This window comes from Candidatus Zixiibacteriota bacterium, assembly GCA_035574315.1.
In the GTDB taxonomy this organism is placed as follows: Bacteria; Desulfobacterota; Binatia; order UBA9968; family UBA9968; genus DATLYW01.
On sequence record DATLYW010000036.1, the window covers coordinates 13,461 to 32,957 of the forward strand.

Below are 19,497 nucleotides of genomic sequence, written 5' to 3' on the forward strand. Positions count from 1 at the left end.
ATCTGTTATCATTGCGGCAACTTACATGGCGGAGCTGACGCACACGGCAAGGGTCGTCGATAAACCGTGGGGCTACGAGCTCATCTGGGCGCAGACGTCGCGTTACGTCGGCAAGGTTCTCCACATCAAGCGGGGTGAATCGCTCAGCTACCAGTACCACCGGGTCAAGGATGAAACGATCCGCCTGCTCAACGGCCTCATGGACATGGACATCGAGGTGGACGGCCGGGCTTCCAGGGTGCGCCTGAGCCCCGGAGACTGCCTCCACATCGTCCCGGGCATGAAGCACCGGATGATCGCCGTCGAGGAATGCGACGTCCTGGAGGTCTCGACGCCCGAGCTGGACGACGTTGTCCGCCTCGAGGACCGCTACGGACGCGCCGATCCCGGCAAACCGCGGTAGTCGTTCACGCATGCCATCATGAACGCGTACTCCAATCTCGCCGAGAGGCTCATCGAGCGACGCCTCCTGTCGGCGGAGGAAATGGAAAGGGTGCAAAGGCTCCAGGAAGAGCATCAAAGCCCTTTGATCCGCCTGATCGTCGAGCTGGGCTTCCTTTCCGAGGACGATCTGCTGCCGGTGCTGCGGGACCATTTCGACATTCCGCTGATGTCGCTGAAGGAGCCGGCGACGGTGCCGCTTGCGCTGGAATTCGCACCCGGCATCGCCGACTTTTTGCGGCAGGCGCGGATGGTTCCGGTCAAGATCGAGGGCAAGGAGCTGATCGTGGCGACCACCGATCCGCTCGACCTCTCGCGCCTGCACGCCCTCGAGCTGGCGGCGGGGATGCGGGTCCGGCCGGTCCTGGCGAAGGAAAAGGAGATCCTGGCGCGCATCGAGACCCTGTTCGGCAACGGTTATGCGGCGGAAGGCGCGCCGGCGCCGGCCGCGCGGGAAATCGAGGGCGCGGTGGACGAGGAAGACGTCGCGCACCTGCGCGACATGGCGTCCGAGGTCCCGGTGATCCGCCTGGTCAACCAGATGCTGGTGCGCGCGCTGGAAAGCCGCGCCTCCGACGTGCACATCGAGCCGTTCGAGAACCAGCTCAAGGTGCGCTATCGCATCGACGGCATCCTGCACGACGTCGAGCCGCCGCCGCGGCAGCTCAAGGCCGCGGTGATCTCGCGCCTGAAGATTCTCGCGCAGCTCAACATCGCGGAGCGCCGCCTGCCGCAGGACGGCCGGATCAAGATCCGCCTGGCGGGAAAGGACGTCGATCTGCGGATCTCCACGGTGCCGACGCTGTACGGCGAGAGCGTGGTGATCCGGCTGCTCGAGCGGGCGCAGATCTTCACCCGTCTCGATTCGCTCGGCTTTCCGCCGGAGATCCTCGAACGATTCAACGAAATGATCGCCAAGCCGCACGGCATGATCCTGGTCACGGGACCGACCGGCAGCGGCAAGACGACGACGCTCTACGGCGCGCTGCAGAAGATCAACGATCCCGGGAAGAAGATCATTACGATCGAGGACCCGGTCGAATACCAGCTCACCGGCGTCAACCAGATCCAGGTGAAGCCGCAGATCGGTCTCACGTTCGCGAACGGGCTGCGCTCCATCGTGCGGCAGGATCCCGACGTGATCATGGTCGGCGAGATTCGCGACACCGAGACGGCGGAGATCGCCGTCCAGGCGGCGCTCACCGGGCACCTGGTCTTCTCCACGCTCCACACCAACGACGCGGCCGGCGCGATCTCGCGGCTGCTGGAAATGGGCGTGCAGGACTATCTGCTTTCGTCGTCGCTGCTCGGGGTTCTGGCGCAGCGGCTCGTGCGCCGGCTGTGCACCGCGTGCCGCCGCGAGACGCCGTTTACCGGCTTGGGCCCCGCTGCAAGCGAGCTCGGGAACGGCGACGCGCCGCGCACCGTCTGGGAAGCGGTGGGCTGCGAGGCGTGCAGCGGGACCGGTTACCTCGGCCGGATCGGCATCTTCGAGCTGCTCCCGGTGACCGCGGAGATCTGCAAGGTCATCGTCCAGCGGGCGGATGCCGGCTCGATCCGCAACCTGGCCGTGCAGCAAGGAATGCGGCTGCTCCGCCAGGACGGCTGGAGCAAGGTACGCCAGGGCATCACCACCCTGGCGGAGGTGCTGCGCGTGACGCGCGAGGAGATTTGAGCCGAGGTTCCGGACCGGGCTCGCCCAGGGGCGAGGGGTTCGGGCGCAGATTCCACGATGGCATTTTTCCAGTACCGCGCCGCGGATCACGCCGGCAAGATCGTCGAAGGTGTCATGGAGGCGGAAGCCGAACGCGGCGTGGTCGCGCGCCTGCACGAGATGGGATGCGTGCCCCTGCGGATCTATGCCCCCGGGGAGCGGGCGGCCGGCGCAGGGTCCGCGCACCGGCCGCTGTTCGCCAGACGTAGGGTCGGGCAGCGCGAGCTGCTGCAGTTCACCCACGAGCTGGGCACGCTCCTCGCGGCCGGGATGCCGCTGGACCGCAGCCTTTCGATCCTCAGGGGGCTGGCGGAGGGCGGGGAGCTCGGTAAGGTGATCGGCGCCCTGCTCGAGGCGGTGCGAGCCGGGAAGTCGTTGGCGAGCTCGATGAGCGAGCATCCGGACGTCTTCCCCCGCCTCTACGTCAACATGATCCGCGCGGGCGAGGCGGGCGGCATGCTCGAAGGGGCGCTGCGCTACCTCAGCGACTACCTTGAACGCTCGACCGCCTTGAAGGAGGACATCAAATCGGCGCTGATCTACCCGGTGATGCTGGCGAGCGCGGCGGGTCTGTCGCTGATCGTGCTGTTCGTCTACGTGGTGCCGCGCTTCGCGCTGATCTTCAAGGACGTGCGCCAGACGGTTCCCTGGATCACGCGCGCCGTGATCGGCGTCAGCCAGCTGCTGGCCGACTACGGGTGGCTGGCTTTGCTGGTCGCGGTGGCCGCCGCCGCAGGGCTCGCCTGGTACTGGCGAACCCCGGCGGGACGGCTGGAGTGGGACCGGCTCTCGCTGCGGTTGTGGCTGATCGGCGATCTGGTCCGCAAGTTCGAGACATCGCGCTTTGCGCGCACGCTGTCGGCCCTGCTCAAGGGAGGCGTGCCGCTGCTCGAGGCCCTCGGGACGGTCCAGGGCGTGGTCGGCAACCGGCTGCTGGCGCGGGCGATCGGACAGGTCCAGGTGCGGGTGCGCGAGGGAAAGGGAATGGCGCGAACCCTGGCCGAGAGCGGCCTTTTCCCGCAGCTCGCCCTGAACATGATCGGTGTCGGAGAGGAGACCGGCAAGCTGGAGGGAATGCTGGTCGAGATCGCGGACTATTACGACCAGGAGGTGAAACGCGCGACCAAGCGGCTCACCTCGCTGCTCGAGCCGGTGTTGATCCTCGGCATGGGGCTCGTCATCGGGATCGTGGTGATCTCGATGTTGCTCGCGATATTCAGCATCAATGATCTGCCCTTCTGAACCGAGGTCCATGAAAAACGCGCACGCACGAAAGCAACGCAACCGCACGCCGGCGTCTCGCTGCGAGGGCTTCACGCTCGTCGAGCTGATCGTCGTTGTCATCATCATCGGCCTGCTGGCCGGGCTGGTTCTTCCTCAGTTCATCCGCCAGGAAGAAAAGGCGAAGCTGAAGGCGGCCCGGGCGCAGATCGAGCTCCTGGGCACGGCGCTCGACACCTTCCGCCTCGACGTCGGGCGCTATCCGACGACTCAGGAGGGGCTCCAGGCGCTCCGGCAAAAGCCGCCGGGGGTCGACCGCTGGGACGGCCCGTATCTCAAAAAAGAGCTTCCGGTCGATCCATGGGGCAACCCCTACATCTACAAGAGCCCCGGCGATCATGGACCCTACGACATCATCTCTTACGGCGCCGACAAGGCGCCGGGGGGCGAGGGTGACAACCGCGACATCAACAGCTGGGAATGACGCGCGCGGCTTCAGCCTGCTGGAGCTCGTGCTGGTGCTCCTGCTCTTCGGGGTGGCGGGCCTGATCGTGCTGCCGAACCTGCGGGAAGCGCTGCGCGATCAGTCGGTCAAGCGTTCGGCTCTGGGGCTGGCAGCCGCCGCTCGCGAGCTGCGCCACCGCGCCCTGGAAACCGCGACGCCGCAGCGGCTGCTGCTCGATCTTTCGCGGAACAGCTATCGGGCGGCGCGCGAGCGCGAGGTTCAGCTCCCCGGGGACGTGCGCTTCGCCGGGGCGGAGGGAGCCGAGATTCCGGAGGAAACGCTGCGGCAGTTCGTCTTTTTCCCGAACGGCAGCGTAACCGGCGGGGTCGTGGCGCTCTCGGGCGGGGAAAACGAGGTTTCCTATGCCGTGCGCCTCGAGCCGATCACGGGCAGGATCGTGGTTTTGCGGGGAGACTTCCGATGACCTCTCGGGCCAGACGCGCGTCGGCGGGCTTTACGTTGCTGGAGATCGTGGTCGCGATGGCCATCGTCGGCCTGGGCATCGTCACCCTGCTCGAGATCTTCTCCCTCGGGCTTCGCCTGGGCGGCCGGAGCACCGCGCGCACCGAATCGATGCTCGACGCCGGGCGGGTCATGGACGAGCTTTTCGCCCGGCCGGCGCTCAAAGAGGGGACGGAGCGGGGAAAGAGCCCCGGGGGGCTCCTGTGGAAGCTCGAGGTTCGCGCGGTCAAACCGTCGGACGGCGAGCTTACGCTGTCGAGCGACTGGGAGCTCAAGGAAGTGGCGGTGGAGATGCGATCGGCCGGCAGCCCGGAGGCGCCGGTGGAGCTGCGCACGCTCCGGCTGGCGAGGAAAGAGCGGTGAAGCCGCAGGAGAAACCGCCGGTCCCGCCGGCCGGCTTCACGCTGATCGAGGTCGTTCTCGCGATGACGATTTTCGCCCTGATGGCGACGATTCTCTACGGCGCCTTCGCGCTCGGCCACAGCGCGATAGAAAGAACCCGGGGCCGGTTCGACGAAAACCAGAAGCTGCGCTCGTTCAGCGACCTCCTGGCCGGCTATATCCGGTCGTCGTACCCCTACCGGCCCTCGCCGCAGGATCCGGCGGTGTACTACGAAGGCCAGGAGCGCCGGCTGGCGTTTGTCTCCTCGATCTCGGTGGCGATGGGCGGCCGCGGCATGGCCCGGGTGGAGCTGTCATGGAGCGGGTCGGAGGACGGCGAAGGCGCGTTGCTGCTCGAGGAGCAGGTGCCGGTTCGCCTGGACGGCGAAAGCGAAGAGAGCGGCCAGCGCAGCCGGGTCGTGCTCGACGAGAGGGTCCGCGACGTGCGGCTCGCCTATCTCGATCCCCAGGGCGACGGGGAGAGCTGGGAAAGCGAATGGAGCGGGGGCCGCAATCAGGCGCTCCCCCGAGCGGTCCGGCTCGCCTACCGGACCGCGGCGGGGCGCGAGGTGCAATGGACCTTTCCGATCATGATGACCGTGTTGCAGCCGTGACACCGGCGCGCATCGGGCGCGACGAGCGGGGCGTCGCCCTGCTGGTCGTGCTGTGGATCTTCATTTTCCTGTTCGTTGTCGCTTTCGACTTCAGCGCGGCGGTGCGCGAGGAGGGAGCGGCCGCCGGCCGTTACAGCGAGGAGACCGCCGGCTACTTCCTGGCGCTGGCGGGCTTCCAGCAGGGGCTCTACGAGCTGGTTCATCGCCCGCCCGGTCCGGTCCAGGGGGAGAAAAGGAGCGAGGGGGACTTGTTCGACGGCGAGTGGCGCGAACGCGTGCTGGGCGGCGGCTCGTTTCGCGTGCGGTTCGTCGACGAAGGCGGCAAGATCAACATCAATCGCGTCGACGAGCAGACGCTGCGGCGGATCTTCACTCATCTGGGGATCGAGGAGCCGCGTCGGACGATCCTGGTCGACTCCATCATGGACTGGCGCGACCCGGACGACCTGCACCGGATCAACGGCGCCGAAAACGAGTACTACCGATCGCTTTCGCCGCCCTACACGGCGAAAAACGGCCCGTTCGACACGGTCGAGGATCTGCTGTGGGTCCGGGGTATGACCGCCGGCCTTTTCTACGGCACTGCCGAGCGGGCCGGTCCAGGAGAGGATGTCGAGAAGGTCGGGCTGCGGCAGATCTTCACCGTCGACAGCACGATCGACCGGGTCAACCTGCGGACCGCCCCGGCCGAGGTGCTGCACGCCTTGCTGGGCATGCCGCTGGAGAAAAGCCGCGCCTTCGTCGAGGAGCGAAAGAAGCTGTCCGACAAGACCATCGGCGATCTGCTGCCGTTGCTCGGGATGAACGCCGGCGACCCCGCGCTGCAGATGTTCGTCTTCACCAATCCCTCGGTGGCCTCGATCGAGGCCGAAGGCCGCGCAGGAGGGGTCGGGGTGCCGCGGCGGATCAAAGCGGTGGTGCGTCCCGGAGGCAACCGCGGCTTCGAGCTCGTGCGATGGGTCGATCGCGAGGCCGCGCCGCCCCAAGGGTGAAGGCTGGGGGTAAGCCATGCGCAAATTGCAGATGAACATCGGGGCGGCGAGCTTGCCGTCTCCCCCGCGCTGGTTGCGCGAGCTGTCGCGCGCCGACTTCCTGCGCAGCGTCGGGCTCTACATCACCCGCGACCACGTGGTTCTCGCACGCCTGCGGAAAAATCTCCAGAGAGTCGCATTGCTGCAGGAGGAAAAACGGGAGCTCGCCGCGGCGGAGGGCCGGCAGGCGATCTCGGAACTGACCGGCTGGATCGCCGAGGACGTTCGCGAGATCGCGCTGAAGGCGGAAGGGGACTCGCGCGAGCGGGCGCTGCGCCAGGCGCTGCTTTCCCTGCTGCCGCACTTCAGCGCGGGCAAGGACTCCCTCTACATCTGCGTCCCCGAGGACCAGGCGATCGTCCAGCCGATCTTGCTGCCGCGGGTTGCGGAGGAAAATCTCCGTCAGGTTCTCGAGTACGAGATCGAGCGCCAGCTGCCGTTTCCCCGCGATGAGGTTTTCTACGACTTCCTCCCGCTGGGAAGGCGCGGAGACAGGTTCGCGGTCTATCTGTTCGCGATCCCGAAAAAAAATCTTTCCACGACGCTCGAGGTCCTCGGCTCGTTCGGGATCGTGCCCGACGGCGTGGAGACGACCACCACTGCGCTGGCCAACTACCTGACCTTCTGCAATCCGGAAGCGACCGGCGCGTTCGCCGTGATCGGCGGGCTGGACGGCGGCTGCCAGATGGTCGGCCTGCGCGCGGACCCGGGTGCCTGGCAGCCGACGCGTCGGATCACGTTCTCGCACCGGCTGCCCGACGCGGACTGGAGCCGGGCCGTCGGCAGAGAGCTGTTGAGAGAATGTCTCGACCCTTCGGTCAAGCTGTACCGCTGGGGCTCGACCGCTGCTCTGCTGTCCGAGTTCGTCGAGAATCCTCCGCCTCAGGAAGATCTGGTGGCGGCCGGAAACCGCAGGCTCACGGGCGGAAAGCCGATTCGCGATCCCGACGCGGTCCCCGCCGTCGGGGCCGCTTTGCGCGGCGTGCGCGAGGCGACCTTCGGGGTCAACGTGGTCGGCGGAGAGGGAGCGCGGCAGCGCGGCGCCAGCCGGTTTTCCCTGTTGAACGGAGCGCTCGCCGGGTTGCTGGCTCTGGCTTGTCTGGCGTGGGGCGTGAGCTATCCGATCAAGGACGAGCTTCGCGTGCGCCAGCTTCAAAAGGAAAACCGGAGGCTTCAGCCCGCGGTCGATGCGTTGCGCCGCGAGGAAAAGCAGCTCGAGCAGGCGCGCAAGGAGCTGGAGCTGTTTGCGGACATCGACCGGCGCAAGGGCGAGGTCCTCCGGGTGCTCGACGAGCTGTCCAGGGTCGTTCCAACGAACGCCTATCTTTCCAATCTTCGCTACCGGGCGGGAAGCCTGGAGATCCAGGGCAATGCGGAGAACGCCTCGAGCTTGATTCCCGTTCTGGAGAAGTCGGCGCTTTTCGAGAACGTGGGCTTCAACGCCCCTTCCAATCGCGGCCGCGACAACCGCGAGACGTTCTCGCTCAAGGCCGAGCTCGAAAAGCCCAAAGGACAGGTGCGCAAGCCATGACGAAGCTCTGGCAGAGGCTGTCCCGTAGAGAGCGAGGGCTGGTGCTAGCGACGGGCGCGATCATCATCGTCGCCCTTGCCCGCTATCTGATCGTGGGGCCGTTTCTCGAGCGGCGCGACTGGATCAAAACGCAGCTGGAGGCCCAGCCGCAGCTGCTGGAGAAAAACCTCCGCTATATCGCCAGGAAGGAAGAGCTGCTGGCGGCGCTGGAAGCGGCGCGCAACGAGATCAAGAGCCGGGAGCCGCGTCTGTTGTCGGGCGACACGCCCTCGGTCAACGCCTCGGACCTCCAGGAGACGGTCCAGGCCCTCGCGGCCAAGGAGGGAGTGCAGGTAATCACCACCCGCGTGCTGAACCCCGAGACGAGCGGCACGCTTTCCAAGATCTCCATCCAGCTGGAGATCGGGGGACAGATCGACCAGGTGGCCAATCTCATCCGAGGGATCGAGGCTTCACCGCGAATGCTTGTGGTCGACGAAATCAACATCCGGTCTCTGTTTCGCCCGATTGGAGTGCCTCAGCCTCAAGGAGTGGCCGCTCAGGCCGCTGTGCAGAACCTCAGGGTGAGCCTGACGGTTGCGGGTTTTGCCCGCCCGCGGCCCGCTGCCGGCGAAAAGCCCGGGTCGGCGCCGGGTTGAGCCCGGGCCGGGAAATTTTTGGTTACTAAAGTTGCGGCGAAAACTATAATAGAGGGCGTCTCGGCCGGCACTGAAATCGACAAGCGGCTCGCCGGCACTAAAATTTGACGCACGGTGCGAATCAGGGTAAATTGTGACCCTTTTCGGACACGCTGAAGCGGAGGAGCGGTAGATTCTTACGCGATCTTCATTGCTTACGGCGCTTCTTGCGGCAGCCGTGGGTTTGGTGGCCTTCCGGGTTTACTGGCTCTGGTGGGCCGGCCCCTGGGATCTTCCAAAACCGGTTGCCCCAGCGGCTCCCGCCTCCGAGCCGAGCTCCCCTGAGAGCGCGGCGAAGCCCCAGACAGTGGCCACGGACGTGATCATCAGTAGAAATCTTTTCGATCCTGAGAGGGGTGCCGGGAGGACGAGGGAAGCCGAGCTCAGCTCGCGTTCGTTTCAGCGGGTACGCAACATGGTGCTTCTGGGAACCGCGATCCTGGGGGCCCAGCGGTACGCGGTGCTGGCCGACCCCGGACCATCCGCTCCCGGCGGGGGATCGGCACAGCCCCGAGAGCTGATCCGCGCCAAGGTCGGGGACGACATCGAGGGGTTTCGGTTGACCGACGTCGGCGAGAAGCGAGTGGTCTTCACCAAGGGCGCAACCCGGGTGGAGCTGGCGCTCGACTATTTCAGGAAGGACGAGCCGGTGGCGGCGCCGAAGCCTTCGGTCGCCGGCCAACCCCCCGCACGTGGAGCCGGCCCCCGGCCCGTGCCCAACCTGCCCCGGCGGGAGCGGTTGCCGCTTCCTCCCCGACCGTCGCCGAATCCATAAAGCGGAGCTCGAATGCGCGGGAAATCCGGAATCTGCCTGCTCGCTCTCAGCTATCTCGTTGCCTGCACGTCCGCTGTTGCCCAGCAGTCGTCGCCGGTCCGGCCGCCCGGTCCCCAGCCTTATGCCGACGCCGCACAAGCTCCCGCACAAACGGGTCCGCAACCCGATCAGGGGGAGCGCCCGGCGGTTCCGCGCAGGCTCCCGCTCCCGCCCCGTCCAGCGGCGCAGCCGGGGCAGACGGTTCAACCGCAGGGGGAGCCCGCGGCGCAGACCGTGCCTGCGCCCCAGCCCCGGCAGGGTCCGGGACCGGAGCCTTCTCCCGCGGTGCCGCCGCAGGGCGGTCCGACACCGCCAGAACGAAAGCTCCTTCCTCCCCCCGTGGCTCCGGGAGGAGGAGCGATGGTGTCGCTCAACTTCAACCGCGCCGATCTGGTGGAGATCATCCATATCCTGGCGCAGCACCTCAGGCTCACCTACACGATCGATCCCGAGGTAAAGGGCACGGTCACGATCCACAGCGCCGAGCCGCTGCGCAGCGAAGATCTGCTGCCGATCTTCCATCAGGTCCTGCGGATGAACGGGGCGGTGGCGGTCCGCACCGGGAACGTCTACCGCATCATGCCGATCAAGGAAGGCAAAGGACTGGCGCGGCCCGTCGGGCAAAGCCGCGAGGACAGCTTTTCGATCCAGGTGCTTCCGGTGCGCTTTTTCTCCGTGGCGGAGATGAAGAAGCTGCTGACGCCGTTTCTCGCGCCCGGCGGCGAGATCATCGATTATCCCCGGGGCAATTTCCTCATCCTGGTCGACCTTCCCTCCAACATCCAGCGGCTCGTCGAGATCGCCGAGACCATCGACGCTCAGGTGTTCGCCGGCACGCGCATGGAGATCTACCAGCCGAAGGTGGCGAGCGCCGAGGAGCTGGCGGCCGAGATGACCAAGGTGATGCAGTCGTTTGCCGCCTCGGCGCCGCAAACGGAGAATTTTGCGGCGCAGTTCATCGCTCTTCCGAGGATCAACCAGCTGCTGGTGATCAGCCACAGCGAAGCCGCGTGGAGCTACGCCAAGCGCTGGCTCGAGCGCATCGACGTGGTCGCCGAGGGTCCGGGCCGAAGAATTTTCATTTACCCTGTCGAAAACGGCAAGGCGAGCGAGCTGGCGGAAGTTCTCTCGCAGGCGCTCGGGCAGCCGGTGGTCTCCCGCGGCGCGCCCCCGAAAACCCTCCAGGACCTCCATCGTTCCGCTCCGGCGGGCGGGATGGGGCAATCCGGGTTTCAGCGGCCCGGAACGTCCGGTCTTTCAACGACCGCTCCGACCTCCACTCAGACCCAGCCCTTCGGGGCGTACGCCACCGTACCGGCGCAGCCGGGAGCGTCGGCGCAACCACCCGCGCCAGCGGTCCCGCCCGGGCTTCCCCGTCCGCCTACGCCTTCGGCCCCAGGCGCGCCGGGAGCCAGGCCCGAGGAGCAGCTGCGCATCGTCCCGGACACGGCGACGAACTCGCTGATCATCTACGGCACGGCGCAGGAATTCCAGAACATCCGAAACATCCTCAAGGAGCTCGACGTGGTTCCCCGGCAGGTGCTGCTCGAGACCCTGATCGCCGAAGTGACGCTCTCGGACGACGAGACGTTCGGCGTGGATTACGAGATCCTGAGGAAGGGCGGCGACGTGCGGATTTTCAACCGCGAGTTCGGCTCGAGAGGATCGATTCTCGGCGGAATTTTGCCCGCGCCGCCGGAGGGCGGCGGCCTCACGTCGTTCCCGCTCGGGGTGAGCGGCGTGATCGGAACGGGCTCGGTGCGCGCGTTCATCAACGCCCTCAGGTCGGACTCCCGGGTCAAAATCCTTTCTTCGCCGGCCGTGCTCGCCACCGACAATCGCCCCGCCCGTATCCAGGTCGGAAGCGAGGAGCCGGTGGCCACGGGAACGATTACCGGAGCGGTAGGGACCGTGGCCTCCAGCACCACCATTCAGTACCGCAACACGGGCCGCATTCTCACGATCATCCCCCAGGTCAACTCCCAAGGCCTGGTCAACCTCCAGGTGCTCGTCGAGGTGAGCCAGCGCGGCGCCAACGTCGTGATCGGCAACGAGAACGACTCGTTCCCGTCCTTCGACACACGGCAAGCCGAAACCACGGCGGTGGTGCAGGACGGCGATACGCTGGCGATCGGCGGAATCATCGCCGAGAACAAGTCCCGCGAGCGGGCCGGCGTTCCCTACCTGATGGACATCCCGGTGCTCGGCCGGTTCTTCGGCACGACGACCGATACGGTCCGGCGCACCGAGCTGGTGATGCTGATCACGCCCCACGTGATCCGCAACCGCAACGAGTCGCAGCAGGTTTCCGAAAGCTTCAAAAACAAGCTGTCGGCCATTCGCAACGAGCTGGAGCGAATGCGCGCCGAACGGGAGCGCGAGGAGAAAAAGCGGGAGCAGCTTCGGCTGGAGCAGCAGCGGCGTCTGGAGGAGGAGAAAAGGCTCAAGAAGGGCGAGCCGGCGGCTTCCGCATTCCCGACACCGCAGGCTCCGGGAGCCGCGCCGGCGGAAGAGAGCCCGGCGGCCGCCGAGCGAGCGGAGCGATTCCCTGAAGAACCGGCGGCGGCGCCTCTCGAGCAATCAGCCAGGACAGCCGACGGCCCGCCGATCGAGGGCCGAGCCGTGGCCGGGCCGTCGGCGGTGTCGGCCGCGGTCGGGAGGCGGAGCGAGCCCGGATCGAGCGTGCAGAGCGGAGCGAAAGTCACGAGCGTTCGGGCGGCGCCGCAAGCAAAGCGGCCGGCCCCGGCTCAGCCCGGCGGCAACGCTCAGGCGCGCTCCGATCAGCGCTGGGTGGTTCAGGTCGCCTCTTTCGCCTTGGAGAAGGAGGCGGAAATTGCCGCCCGCAAACTGAGGGAAAAAGGCTACGACGTCCACGTGGTGAGCGCCGAGGTCGGCGGCAGGACCTGGTATCGGGTACGCGTCGGTCAGCCGTCGAGCCGCTCCGAAGCTCTCGCGCTGCAGGAAACTCTCAGGTCCAACGAGAGGATCCCGGAGACCTACCTGGTTCTCACCCGGTAAATTTCGCGGCCGTTCTGCCCTCCCCTTGCGCGGGGCCGCACCCGTCAACTCATTTGAGAATGTAACCCCGGTGAATCACCGCGTCGTTCACGATGTAACCCGGCGCCGGGTGTCTTCCAGGTGTCAGTGGCGGTGCTGGGCTGATATGACGGGTCGATACGCCGTATTTTCATAACTCCAGCGCCTCTGTTATGATGTTGATCGAGAGATCAGCCGCATGAGAGACGGCGTTATCGACGGGCCGGTCTTGATCCGCGGGGGCGGGGAAATGGCCACCGGGATCGCTCACCGGCTGTATCAATGCCATTTCCGGGTTTTGATCACAGAGGTTGCGGCGCCGACCGCCGTGCGCCGCACGGTGGCATTCGCCGAGGCGGTTTACGACGGCCGGCAGACGGTCGAGGGGGTTCAGGCCGTGAGGGTCGCCACCCCGGAGGAGGCTTTTCGGGTCTGGAGCGAGGGCGGAATTCCGCTGTTCGTGGATCCGGAGGGAGCGATTCGCCGCGAGATCCGGCCGGCGGTGCTCGTCGACGCGATCATGGCGAAGCGGAACACGGGAACGGCGGTTTCGGACGCGCCCCTCGTCATCGGCGTCGGACCCGGTTTCACGGCGGGAGGGGACGTCCACGCCGTCGTGGAGAGCAACCGCGGTCACCATCTCGGGCGCGTGATCTGGAGCGGCGGCGCGCAGCCCGATACCGGCGTGCCGGCGCCGGTCGACGGTCACGGAGAAAAACGGGTGCTCCGGACGCCGCGCGCGGGCAGGTTCACCGCGCTGCGCGAGATCGGCGATCCGGTGCGCGCGGGCGAGACGGTCGGCGAGGTCGACGGAGCTCCGATCGCGGCCGAGATCTCCGGCATGCTTCGGGGACTGCTGCGCAGCGGCATACGGGTTCCCTCCGGGATCAAGGCCGGCGACGTTGATCCCCGCCACGAAAGGGGATATTGTTATCTGATTTCCGACAAGGCTCGAGCGATCGCGGGAGGGGTGCTGGAAGCGATCCTGCACGCCGCTCGGAGCTCGCAAACCTCCCGCCCAACAGGCGCGTAACGCCAAAGCACACAGCGAGGTCACGTGAAACCGGAACAGCTCAGCATCGAAGGAATCCAGGAAATCCTCCGAAGCGAACGATACATCTGCGACCGTTCGCTCGCCACGGTGGTCTACCTCTCGCTCGTGATGGGGAAACCGCTCCTGCTCGAAGGGGAAGCGGGGGTCGGAAAGACGGAGATCGCGAAGGTGCTGGCCAAGGTGCTCGACGCCAAGCTCATCCGCCTGCAGTGCTACGAGGGGCTGGACGCCAATACGGCGCTCTACGAGTGGAACTACCCGAAGCAGATGCTGCGCATCAAGCTCGAGGAGGTCGGCCACGGCGACAAGGAAGCCGTGGAAACCGAGATCTTCACCGAAGAGTACCTCGTCAAACGGCCGCTCCTCGAGGCGATCCAGAGCGACGGCGCCAACCCGCCGGTGCTGCTGATCGACGAGATCGACCGCGCCGACATGGAGTTCGAGGCCTTCCTGCTCGAGGTGCTGTCGGATTTCCAGATCACGATTCCCGAAATCGGCACCCTGAAGGCGAAGCACCGCCCGTACGTCTTTCTCACCTCGAACCGGACGCGCGAGATCCATGACGCGCTCAAGCGCCGCTGCCTCTATCACTGGATCGAGTACCCGAGCTTCGAAAAAGAGTACGAGATCATCACGACCAAGTTCCCGGAGATCGAGTCGCTCATGGCGCGGCAGATCTGCGCCTTCATGCAAAAGGTCCGCGAGATGAATTTCTACAAGCGGCCGGGCGTGGCCGAGACGCTGGACTGGGCGGCCGCGCTGATCGCGCTCAACCGCCGGGGGCTGGACGACAAGACGGTGGTCGAGACGATGGGATGCGTCTTCAAGTACCGGGAAGACCTGCACCACCTGCGCGAGCAGATCGACGCCCGGCAGCTCAATCTCGAAGCGTTGCTGCGGGCGGCTCCGGAGCTGGCGGGCTAGAATGGAAATCACGCGCGAAACCGTCGCCGCAGCCGTCAACAGCTACAGCTCCGTCCGCGGGCACGGAACGCTCGCCAACCTGATGTCGTTCGCCCGGGTGCTCAAGCAGCTCGGCGTGAAGATCGGCCTGAGCCAGGTGATCGACGCCGCGCGCGCGGTCCGCCTGATCGATATCGCCGATCGGGGCGATTTCCGGGCGCTGCTGCGGGCCAACCTGATCTCGCAGAAGGAAGACTTTCCGATTTTCGACCTGGCCTTCGACTGCTTCTGGCGCGAGCAGAGCTACGAGAAGGTCGACCCGGAGGATCTCGAGACCCAGGGCGAACCCCAGGAGTCCGGCGGGCGCGACGGCGGCGAGGAGCAGGGGCTGGAGGAGGCGCTGGCGGACGGTTTCGCCCGCGAAGACAGCCCCCGGGAGCCTCTCGAGGAGATTTCCGTCCCGGCTTACAGTCCCCAGGAATCCCTCAACCAGAAGGACTTCAGCGAAATGGGGATCGAGGAAAGCCGGGCCATCGCCCGCGCGATTCTGCTGATCGCCACCAAGATCGCCACGCAGATCAGCCGGAGGAAAAAACGCGCCCGCCGCGGCGCGACGGTCGACCCGCGCTGGACGCTGCGCCGCAGCATGAAGTACGGCGGCGAGGTCGTCGAGCTGGTCAACCGCAAGCGGCGCGTCAAGAAGACCCGGGTGGTGCTGCTCTGCGACGTCAGCGGCTCGATGGATTGCTACAGCCGCTTTCTCATCCAGTTCATGTACGGCTTGCAGAACGAGCTGTGGGGCGTGGAAACCTTCGTCTTCAGCACCTCGCTCAGCCGCATCACGCACCTGATCCGGACCAAGGATATCGGCAACGCGCTGGAGAAGATCTCGGGGAGCGTTCTCGGCTGGTCGGGCGGCACCAACATCGGCCGCTCGCTGCACACCTTCAACCGCCACTTCGCACCGTCGATGATGACGCACCGGACGGTGACGGTGATCATCAGCGACGGCTGGGACCGCGGCGACGTCGGCCTGCTCGAAGCCGAGATGCGCGCGCTCAAGCGCCGCTGCCGCACCGTCATCTGGCTCAACCCGCTGCTGGCGAGCGAGAACTACGAGCCGCTGTGCAAGGGGATGCAGGCGGCGCTGCCCTACATCGACTTTTTCCTGTCGGCACACAACGTGGACAGTCTCGTGCGGCTCGGACGCACGCTGCAGAAAATGGTGGCTTAGAGAACGGACCCGATCGGGGGAGGAGAAAGATGGCAGGCCAAGGAACCTGTTACGACGATCCCAACACCGACGTCAAGAAGCGGGAATCGGTATACCATCAGGTCAAGGAGCTCCTGGACAAGGGCGAAACCGTCGCGGTGGCGACGATCGTTTCGACCAAGGGCTCGACCCCCCGGGAGGTAGGGGCGAAGATGGTGGTGACCGCTTGGGGCGAGATCCTGGGAACCATCGGCGGCGGCTGCGGGGAGGCGGATGTCAAGCGCGAGGCGATCGAGGTGATCCGGACCCGTAAACCCCGCATGGTCCGCATCGATCTGACCGACGACATTTCTTCGGACAGCCCGGCGGTCTGCGGCGGGATCATGAACGTCTTCATCGACCCGTGGTGGAAAGAGCGCGACGAGGAGGCCGCGAACGCTTCATGAGTTCGCTCACGAGCGAGCTGATCCGGATCAGCGAAGAAAACGCCGCGGCCGTGCTCGCCACGGTGATCGAGGTCGAAGGCGACGGCCGCGTGGCGCCGGGCGCTAAATGCCTGGTGCGCGACGGCCGCGTCGTGGCCGAGACCATCGGCGAGCCGGGCATCGTGCGATCGATCGTCGCCGAAGCGGACGTTCATCTCAGGGCGGAAAAGTCGAAGCTCGTGGAACTCGCGGTTCCGGAGACCGCAGGCAGGCTCCACGTCTTTTTCGAGGTGATGCCCGCACCCCCCAAGCTCGTCGTGGTGGGCGCCGGCCATATCGCGCTGCCGCTGGTGCGGATGGCGAAGATCCTGGATTTCTACGTGATCGTCATCGACGATCGGCTGCTGTACGCGAACCGCGAGCGCTTTCCGGACGCCGACGAGGTGCTGGTCGGCGACATGGCGCGCATGCTGAAAGAGATGACGATCACGCCCTCGACGTACATCGTGCTGATCACGCGGGGGCACAAGTACGACGAGCCGTGCCTCCGCGAGATCATCCACAGCCCCGCCAGGTACATCGGGATGATCGGCAGCCGCCGGCGCATCAAAGCCTGCTTCCAGAGGTTTCGGGACGAAGAAAAGATCGCCGAAGAAGTGATCCAGCGCGTCTATGCGCCGATCGGTCTCGACATCGGGACCGAAACGCCGGCCGAGATCGCGCTGTCGATCCTGGCGGAGATCGTAAAGGTGAGGCGGGGAGGCAGCGCCGCTTCCCTGTCTGGCCGATAGGAGGGCGAGCGCAACGGCCGGTCCGCGCAGGGTCACCGGGGAGATCTTTTCCGACCTCGGGCGGGCGGCCGAGTTCATGGCCCTGGACTGGGTCCGGGCGGCGCTCGAGGAAAGGCTCGGATTCACCCCGTTTCCGGCCACGCTGAACCTCCGCCCGGTTTCGGCCGCCGACCGCCGGCTGTGGCGGGCGGTGCGGGAGGAAGCGGGTATTCCGCTCCTTCCCGGAGAGCGGGGCTTTTGCGCGGCACGGTTGTACCGGGTGGAGATCCGGGCGGGGGAGCGCGCGGCGCCGGCGGCCGCGGTGCTGGTGCCGGAGGTGGAGGGGTACCCGGAGGACAAAATCGAGGTCGTCGCGCCGCTCAGGCTGAAGGACGCGCTGGGAGTTAGCGACGGCGACCGGCTGATTCTGGAGTTCACGCGTTGAAAAGGAAGCGGCGATTGATTGTCGGTATTTCCGGGGCGACCGGCGCGATCTACGGCGTGCGGATCCTCGAGGTGCTGGCCAAGGTCGAGGACGTGGAAACCCACCTGGTGCTGACCAAAGCCGGCAGGATGACCATCCAGGTGGAGACCCCCTACGCCGCCAAGGACGTGGAAGCGATGGCCGACGTTGTCCACGACATCAACAACGTCGGCGCGAGCATCTCGAGCGGTTCCTTCCGCACCGAGGGTATGGTCATCGCGCCCTGCTCGATGAAATCGATGGGCGGGATCGCCCACTCGCTGGGCGGCGATCTCCTCGTGCGAGCCGCGGACGTGGTGCTGAAGGAACGAAAAAAGCTCGTGCTGCTGGTCCGGGAGACTCCCCTGCACCTGGGGCATCTCGAAGCGATGGCGACCCTCACCCGGATGGGGGCGGTCATCTTTCCGCCGGTGCCCGCCTTCTACCATCGGCCCAAGACGATCGACGACATCATCAACCAGACCGTGACCCGGGTCCTCGACCAGTTCGACATCGACGTCGAGCTTTTTCGCCGTTGGGACGACGAAGGAATGACCCGCCATCCGGAAGCGGGAGCTCCGCCGCCCCTGGCATCGGCCCGCAAGCGCCGCGACGTCGAGGGGTAGCGCGTTCGTTGTTTCGGCCATGCCCGGCCCGAGGCTCAAGAAAGACCTGACGCCGACCCAGCGAAGGAAGAAAGAGCATCTCGAGCTTTGCCTGGAGGCGGAGACGGCGGCCGGCCGCCTCGCTACCGGTTTCGAGCGTTACCGCTTCGTTCACAACGCCTTGCCCGAGCTCGATCTCGAGGAGATCGATCTCAGCGTCGATTTTCTCGGCAAGCGGCTCCGCGCGCCGTTGCTCATCTCGTCGATGACCGGAGGATTCGAGCTGGCCGGCACGGTCAACCGGAACCTGGCCGCGGCTGCCGAACGCCTCGGGATCGCCATGGGGGTGGGATCTCAGCGGGTGGCGCTCGAGCAGCCCGCGGTCGCCGATTCGTTCCGGGTGCGCGACCTGGCCCCCGACATCCTGCTGCTCGCCAACCTGGGCGCCGTCCAGCTCAACTACGGCTACACCGTCGAGCACTGCCGTAAGGCAGTCCAGATGATCGGCGCTGACGGCCTGATTCTTCACCTCAACGTGCTCCAGGAGGCGGTGCAGCCGGAAGGCAACCGAAATTTCAGAGGCCTCACGCAAAAGATCGCCGACGTATGCCGCGAGCTCGAGGTTCCCGTGATGGCCAAGGAAGTAGGCAACGGAATCTCGGGGGAGGTGGCCGTCCGGCTGCGCAACGCCGGCGTCAAGGCGATCGACGTGGCGGGGAGCGGCGGCACCTCCTGGTACGCCGTGGAGTCGGCCAGGGCGGCGCGGCGCGGCCAGCCGTTCGAGACGACCTTCGTCGAATGGGGCATCCCGACCGAGGAAGCTCTCGTCGAGGTGCGCCGGGCGGTGCCCGAAATTCCGCTGGTGGCTTCCGGAGGAATCCGGAGCGGCCTCGACATCGCGAAGGCGATCGCCCTGGGGGCGGACATCGCCGGGTTGGGACAGCCGTTGCTCGCGGCGGCGCTGGAATCGAGCGACAAGGTGGTCGAATTCCTCAGCGGCATCATCCGCGAGATCAAGGTGGCCATGCTCTGCGTCGGGGCCGGGAACCTCCGGGCACTGAAGGCCGCCCCCCTGGTGCGGAGGGCTTGAAGACCGCCCCGCGGGGAAGTCACGGAGGCGCCATGGCCGAGGACCTGAAGCGGCAGATCCTCGAATACCTCAAAAGTCACAACACGATGACCCTGGCCACGTGCGCCGACGGGGTGCCGTGGGCCGCGACGGTGTTCTACGCGAGCGATGGCCTGAGCCTTTATTTCTTTTCGGCTCCCGATACCCGGCACAGCGAGAACCTGGCGCGGAACCCTCGGGTTGCGGTTACGATCCAGGAGGATTACCGTGATTGGCGCGCGATCAAGGGGATCCAGCTGGAAGGGAGCGTCGCGCCCGTCGAGTCGGCGGCCGAGAAGGCCAGGGCGATGGCGGTTTACGCGCTCAAGTACCCGGAGGTGATCAAGCTGTTCACCGATCCCGCAAGCGGGATCTTTTACCGGGCCTTTCTGAAGGTCCGATTCTACCGCGTTTCCCCGCGCCGGATCCTCTTCATCGACAATGAGCAGGGATTCGGCAACCGCCGGGAGCTTCTCGTCGAAGAATAGCCCGCCGGGCGGGGTCCGACGTCTAAAGTAACGAGGTTCCA

At 66.3% G+C, this 19,497-nt stretch carries 21 protein-coding genes; all 21 read left to right on the top strand.

Annotated features, from left to right (window positions below; translation table 11 throughout):
• Positions 1–34 precede the first annotated feature (34 nt).
• The 21 genes from VNN77_12455 to VNN77_12555 all read left to right on the top strand — a co-directional run bounded on the left by VNN77_12455 (position 35) and on the right by VNN77_12555 (position 19,456).
• Entirely contained in the window at positions 35–403 is a 369-nt protein-coding gene (locus tag VNN77_12455) for a cupin domain-containing protein (GenBank protein HXG52199.1), read from the top strand.
• A gap of 18 nt (positions 404–421) precedes the next feature.
• Positions 422–2,116: a type II secretion system ATPase GspE gene (gspE, locus tag VNN77_12460; GenBank protein HXG52200.1), complete on the top strand. Its 1,695-nt coding sequence runs from the start codon at positions 422–424 to the stop codon at positions 2,114–2,116.
• A gap of 57 nt (positions 2,117–2,173) precedes the next feature.
• Positions 2,174–3,397, top strand: a complete 1,224-nt coding sequence (locus VNN77_12465; GenBank protein ID HXG52201.1) for a type II secretion system F family protein — start codon at positions 2,174–2,176, stop codon at positions 3,395–3,397.
• Positions 3,398–3,407: 10 nt separating this feature from the next.
• The gene (gene gspG / locus VNN77_12470) at positions 3,408–3,860 is read left to right on the top strand and encodes a type II secretion system major pseudopilin GspG (GenBank protein HXG52202.1); all 453 of its coding nucleotides are present in this window, start codon (positions 3,408–3,410) and stop codon (positions 3,858–3,860) included.
• Positions 3,775–4,305: a prepilin-type N-terminal cleavage/methylation domain-containing protein gene (locus VNN77_12475; GenBank protein HXG52203.1), complete on the top strand. Its 531-nt coding sequence runs from the start codon at positions 3,775–3,777 to the stop codon at positions 4,303–4,305. The genes gspG and VNN77_12475 overlap by 86 nt, the downstream gene beginning before the upstream one ends.
• Positions 4,302–4,706: a type II secretion system protein gene (locus tag VNN77_12480; protein ID HXG52204.1), complete on the top strand. Its 405-nt coding sequence runs from the start codon at positions 4,302–4,304 to the stop codon at positions 4,704–4,706. The genes VNN77_12475 and VNN77_12480 overlap by 4 nt, the downstream gene beginning before the upstream one ends.
• Entirely contained in the window at positions 4,703–5,338 is a 636-nt protein-coding gene (locus tag VNN77_12485; GenBank protein HXG52205.1) for a type II secretion system protein GspJ, read from the top strand. Before VNN77_12480 ends, VNN77_12485 begins: the two co-directional genes overlap by 4 nt.
• Complete coding sequence (locus VNN77_12490) at positions 5,299–6,330, top strand: hypothetical protein (protein HXG52206.1); 1,032 nt, start codon at positions 5,299–5,301, stop codon at positions 6,328–6,330. Before VNN77_12485 ends, VNN77_12490 begins: the two co-directional genes overlap by 40 nt.
• A gap of 16 nt (positions 6,331–6,346) precedes the next feature.
• Positions 6,347–7,900: a PilN domain-containing protein gene (locus VNN77_12495; protein HXG52207.1), complete on the top strand. Its 1,554-nt coding sequence runs from the start codon at positions 6,347–6,349 to the stop codon at positions 7,898–7,900.
• Positions 7,897–8,538, top strand: a complete 642-nt coding sequence (gspM, locus tag VNN77_12500) for a type II secretion system protein GspM (protein ID HXG52208.1) — start codon at positions 7,897–7,899, stop codon at positions 8,536–8,538. The genes VNN77_12495 and gspM overlap by 4 nt, the downstream gene beginning before the upstream one ends.
• Before the next feature lie 358 nt (positions 8,539–8,896).
• On the top strand, positions 8,897–9,352 hold the full coding sequence (locus VNN77_12505) for a hypothetical protein (protein ID HXG52209.1): 456 nt from the start codon (positions 8,897–8,899) through the stop codon (positions 9,350–9,352).
• A 399-nt stretch (positions 9,353–9,751) separates the two neighbouring features.
• The gene (gene gspD, locus VNN77_12510; GenBank protein HXG52210.1) at positions 9,752–12,409 is read left to right on the top strand and encodes a type II secretion system secretin GspD; all 2,658 of its coding nucleotides are present in this window, start codon (positions 9,752–9,754) and stop codon (positions 12,407–12,409) included.
• Positions 12,410–12,626: 217 nt separating this feature from the next.
• Entirely contained in the window at positions 12,627–13,460 is an 834-nt protein-coding gene (gene yqeB / locus VNN77_12515; GenBank protein ID HXG52211.1) for a selenium-dependent molybdenum cofactor biosynthesis protein YqeB, read from the top strand.
• A 24-nt stretch (positions 13,461–13,484) separates the two neighbouring features.
• Positions 13,485–14,405 (top strand): MoxR family ATPase, encoded by a 921-nt coding sequence (locus tag VNN77_12520; protein ID HXG52212.1) that lies wholly within the window; start codon positions 13,485–13,487, stop codon positions 14,403–14,405.
• Between the two features lies 1 nt (position 14,406).
• Positions 14,407–15,618, top strand: coding sequence for a VWA domain-containing protein (locus VNN77_12525; protein HXG52213.1), 1,212 nt, complete (start codon positions 14,407–14,409; stop codon positions 15,616–15,618).
• Positions 15,619–15,647: 29 nt separating this feature from the next.
• Positions 15,648–16,043, top strand: coding sequence for an XdhC family protein (locus tag VNN77_12530; GenBank protein HXG52214.1), 396 nt, complete (start codon positions 15,648–15,650; stop codon positions 16,041–16,043).
• Positions 16,040–16,813: an XdhC/CoxI family protein gene (locus VNN77_12535; GenBank protein ID HXG52215.1), complete on the top strand. Its 774-nt coding sequence runs from the start codon at positions 16,040–16,042 to the stop codon at positions 16,811–16,813. The genes VNN77_12530 and VNN77_12535 overlap by 4 nt, the downstream gene beginning before the upstream one ends.
• A gap of 43 nt (positions 16,814–16,856) precedes the next feature.
• Entirely contained in the window at positions 16,857–17,237 is a 381-nt protein-coding gene (locus tag VNN77_12540) for a DUF120 domain-containing protein (protein HXG52216.1), read from the top strand.
• On the top strand, positions 17,234–17,881 hold the full coding sequence (locus tag VNN77_12545) for a UbiX family flavin prenyltransferase (GenBank protein HXG52217.1): 648 nt from the start codon (positions 17,234–17,236) through the stop codon (positions 17,879–17,881). The genes VNN77_12540 and VNN77_12545 overlap by 4 nt, the downstream gene beginning before the upstream one ends.
• 19 nt (positions 17,882–17,900) lie before the next feature.
• Positions 17,901–18,950 (top strand): type 2 isopentenyl-diphosphate Delta-isomerase, encoded by a 1,050-nt coding sequence (fni, locus tag VNN77_12550; GenBank protein HXG52218.1) that lies wholly within the window; start codon positions 17,901–17,903, stop codon positions 18,948–18,950.
• A gap of 32 nt (positions 18,951–18,982) precedes the next feature.
• Positions 18,983–19,456 (top strand): pyridoxamine 5'-phosphate oxidase family protein, encoded by a 474-nt coding sequence (locus tag VNN77_12555; protein ID HXG52219.1) that lies wholly within the window; start codon positions 18,983–18,985, stop codon positions 19,454–19,456.
• The last annotated feature ends 41 nt before the right edge of the window (positions 19,457–19,497 follow it).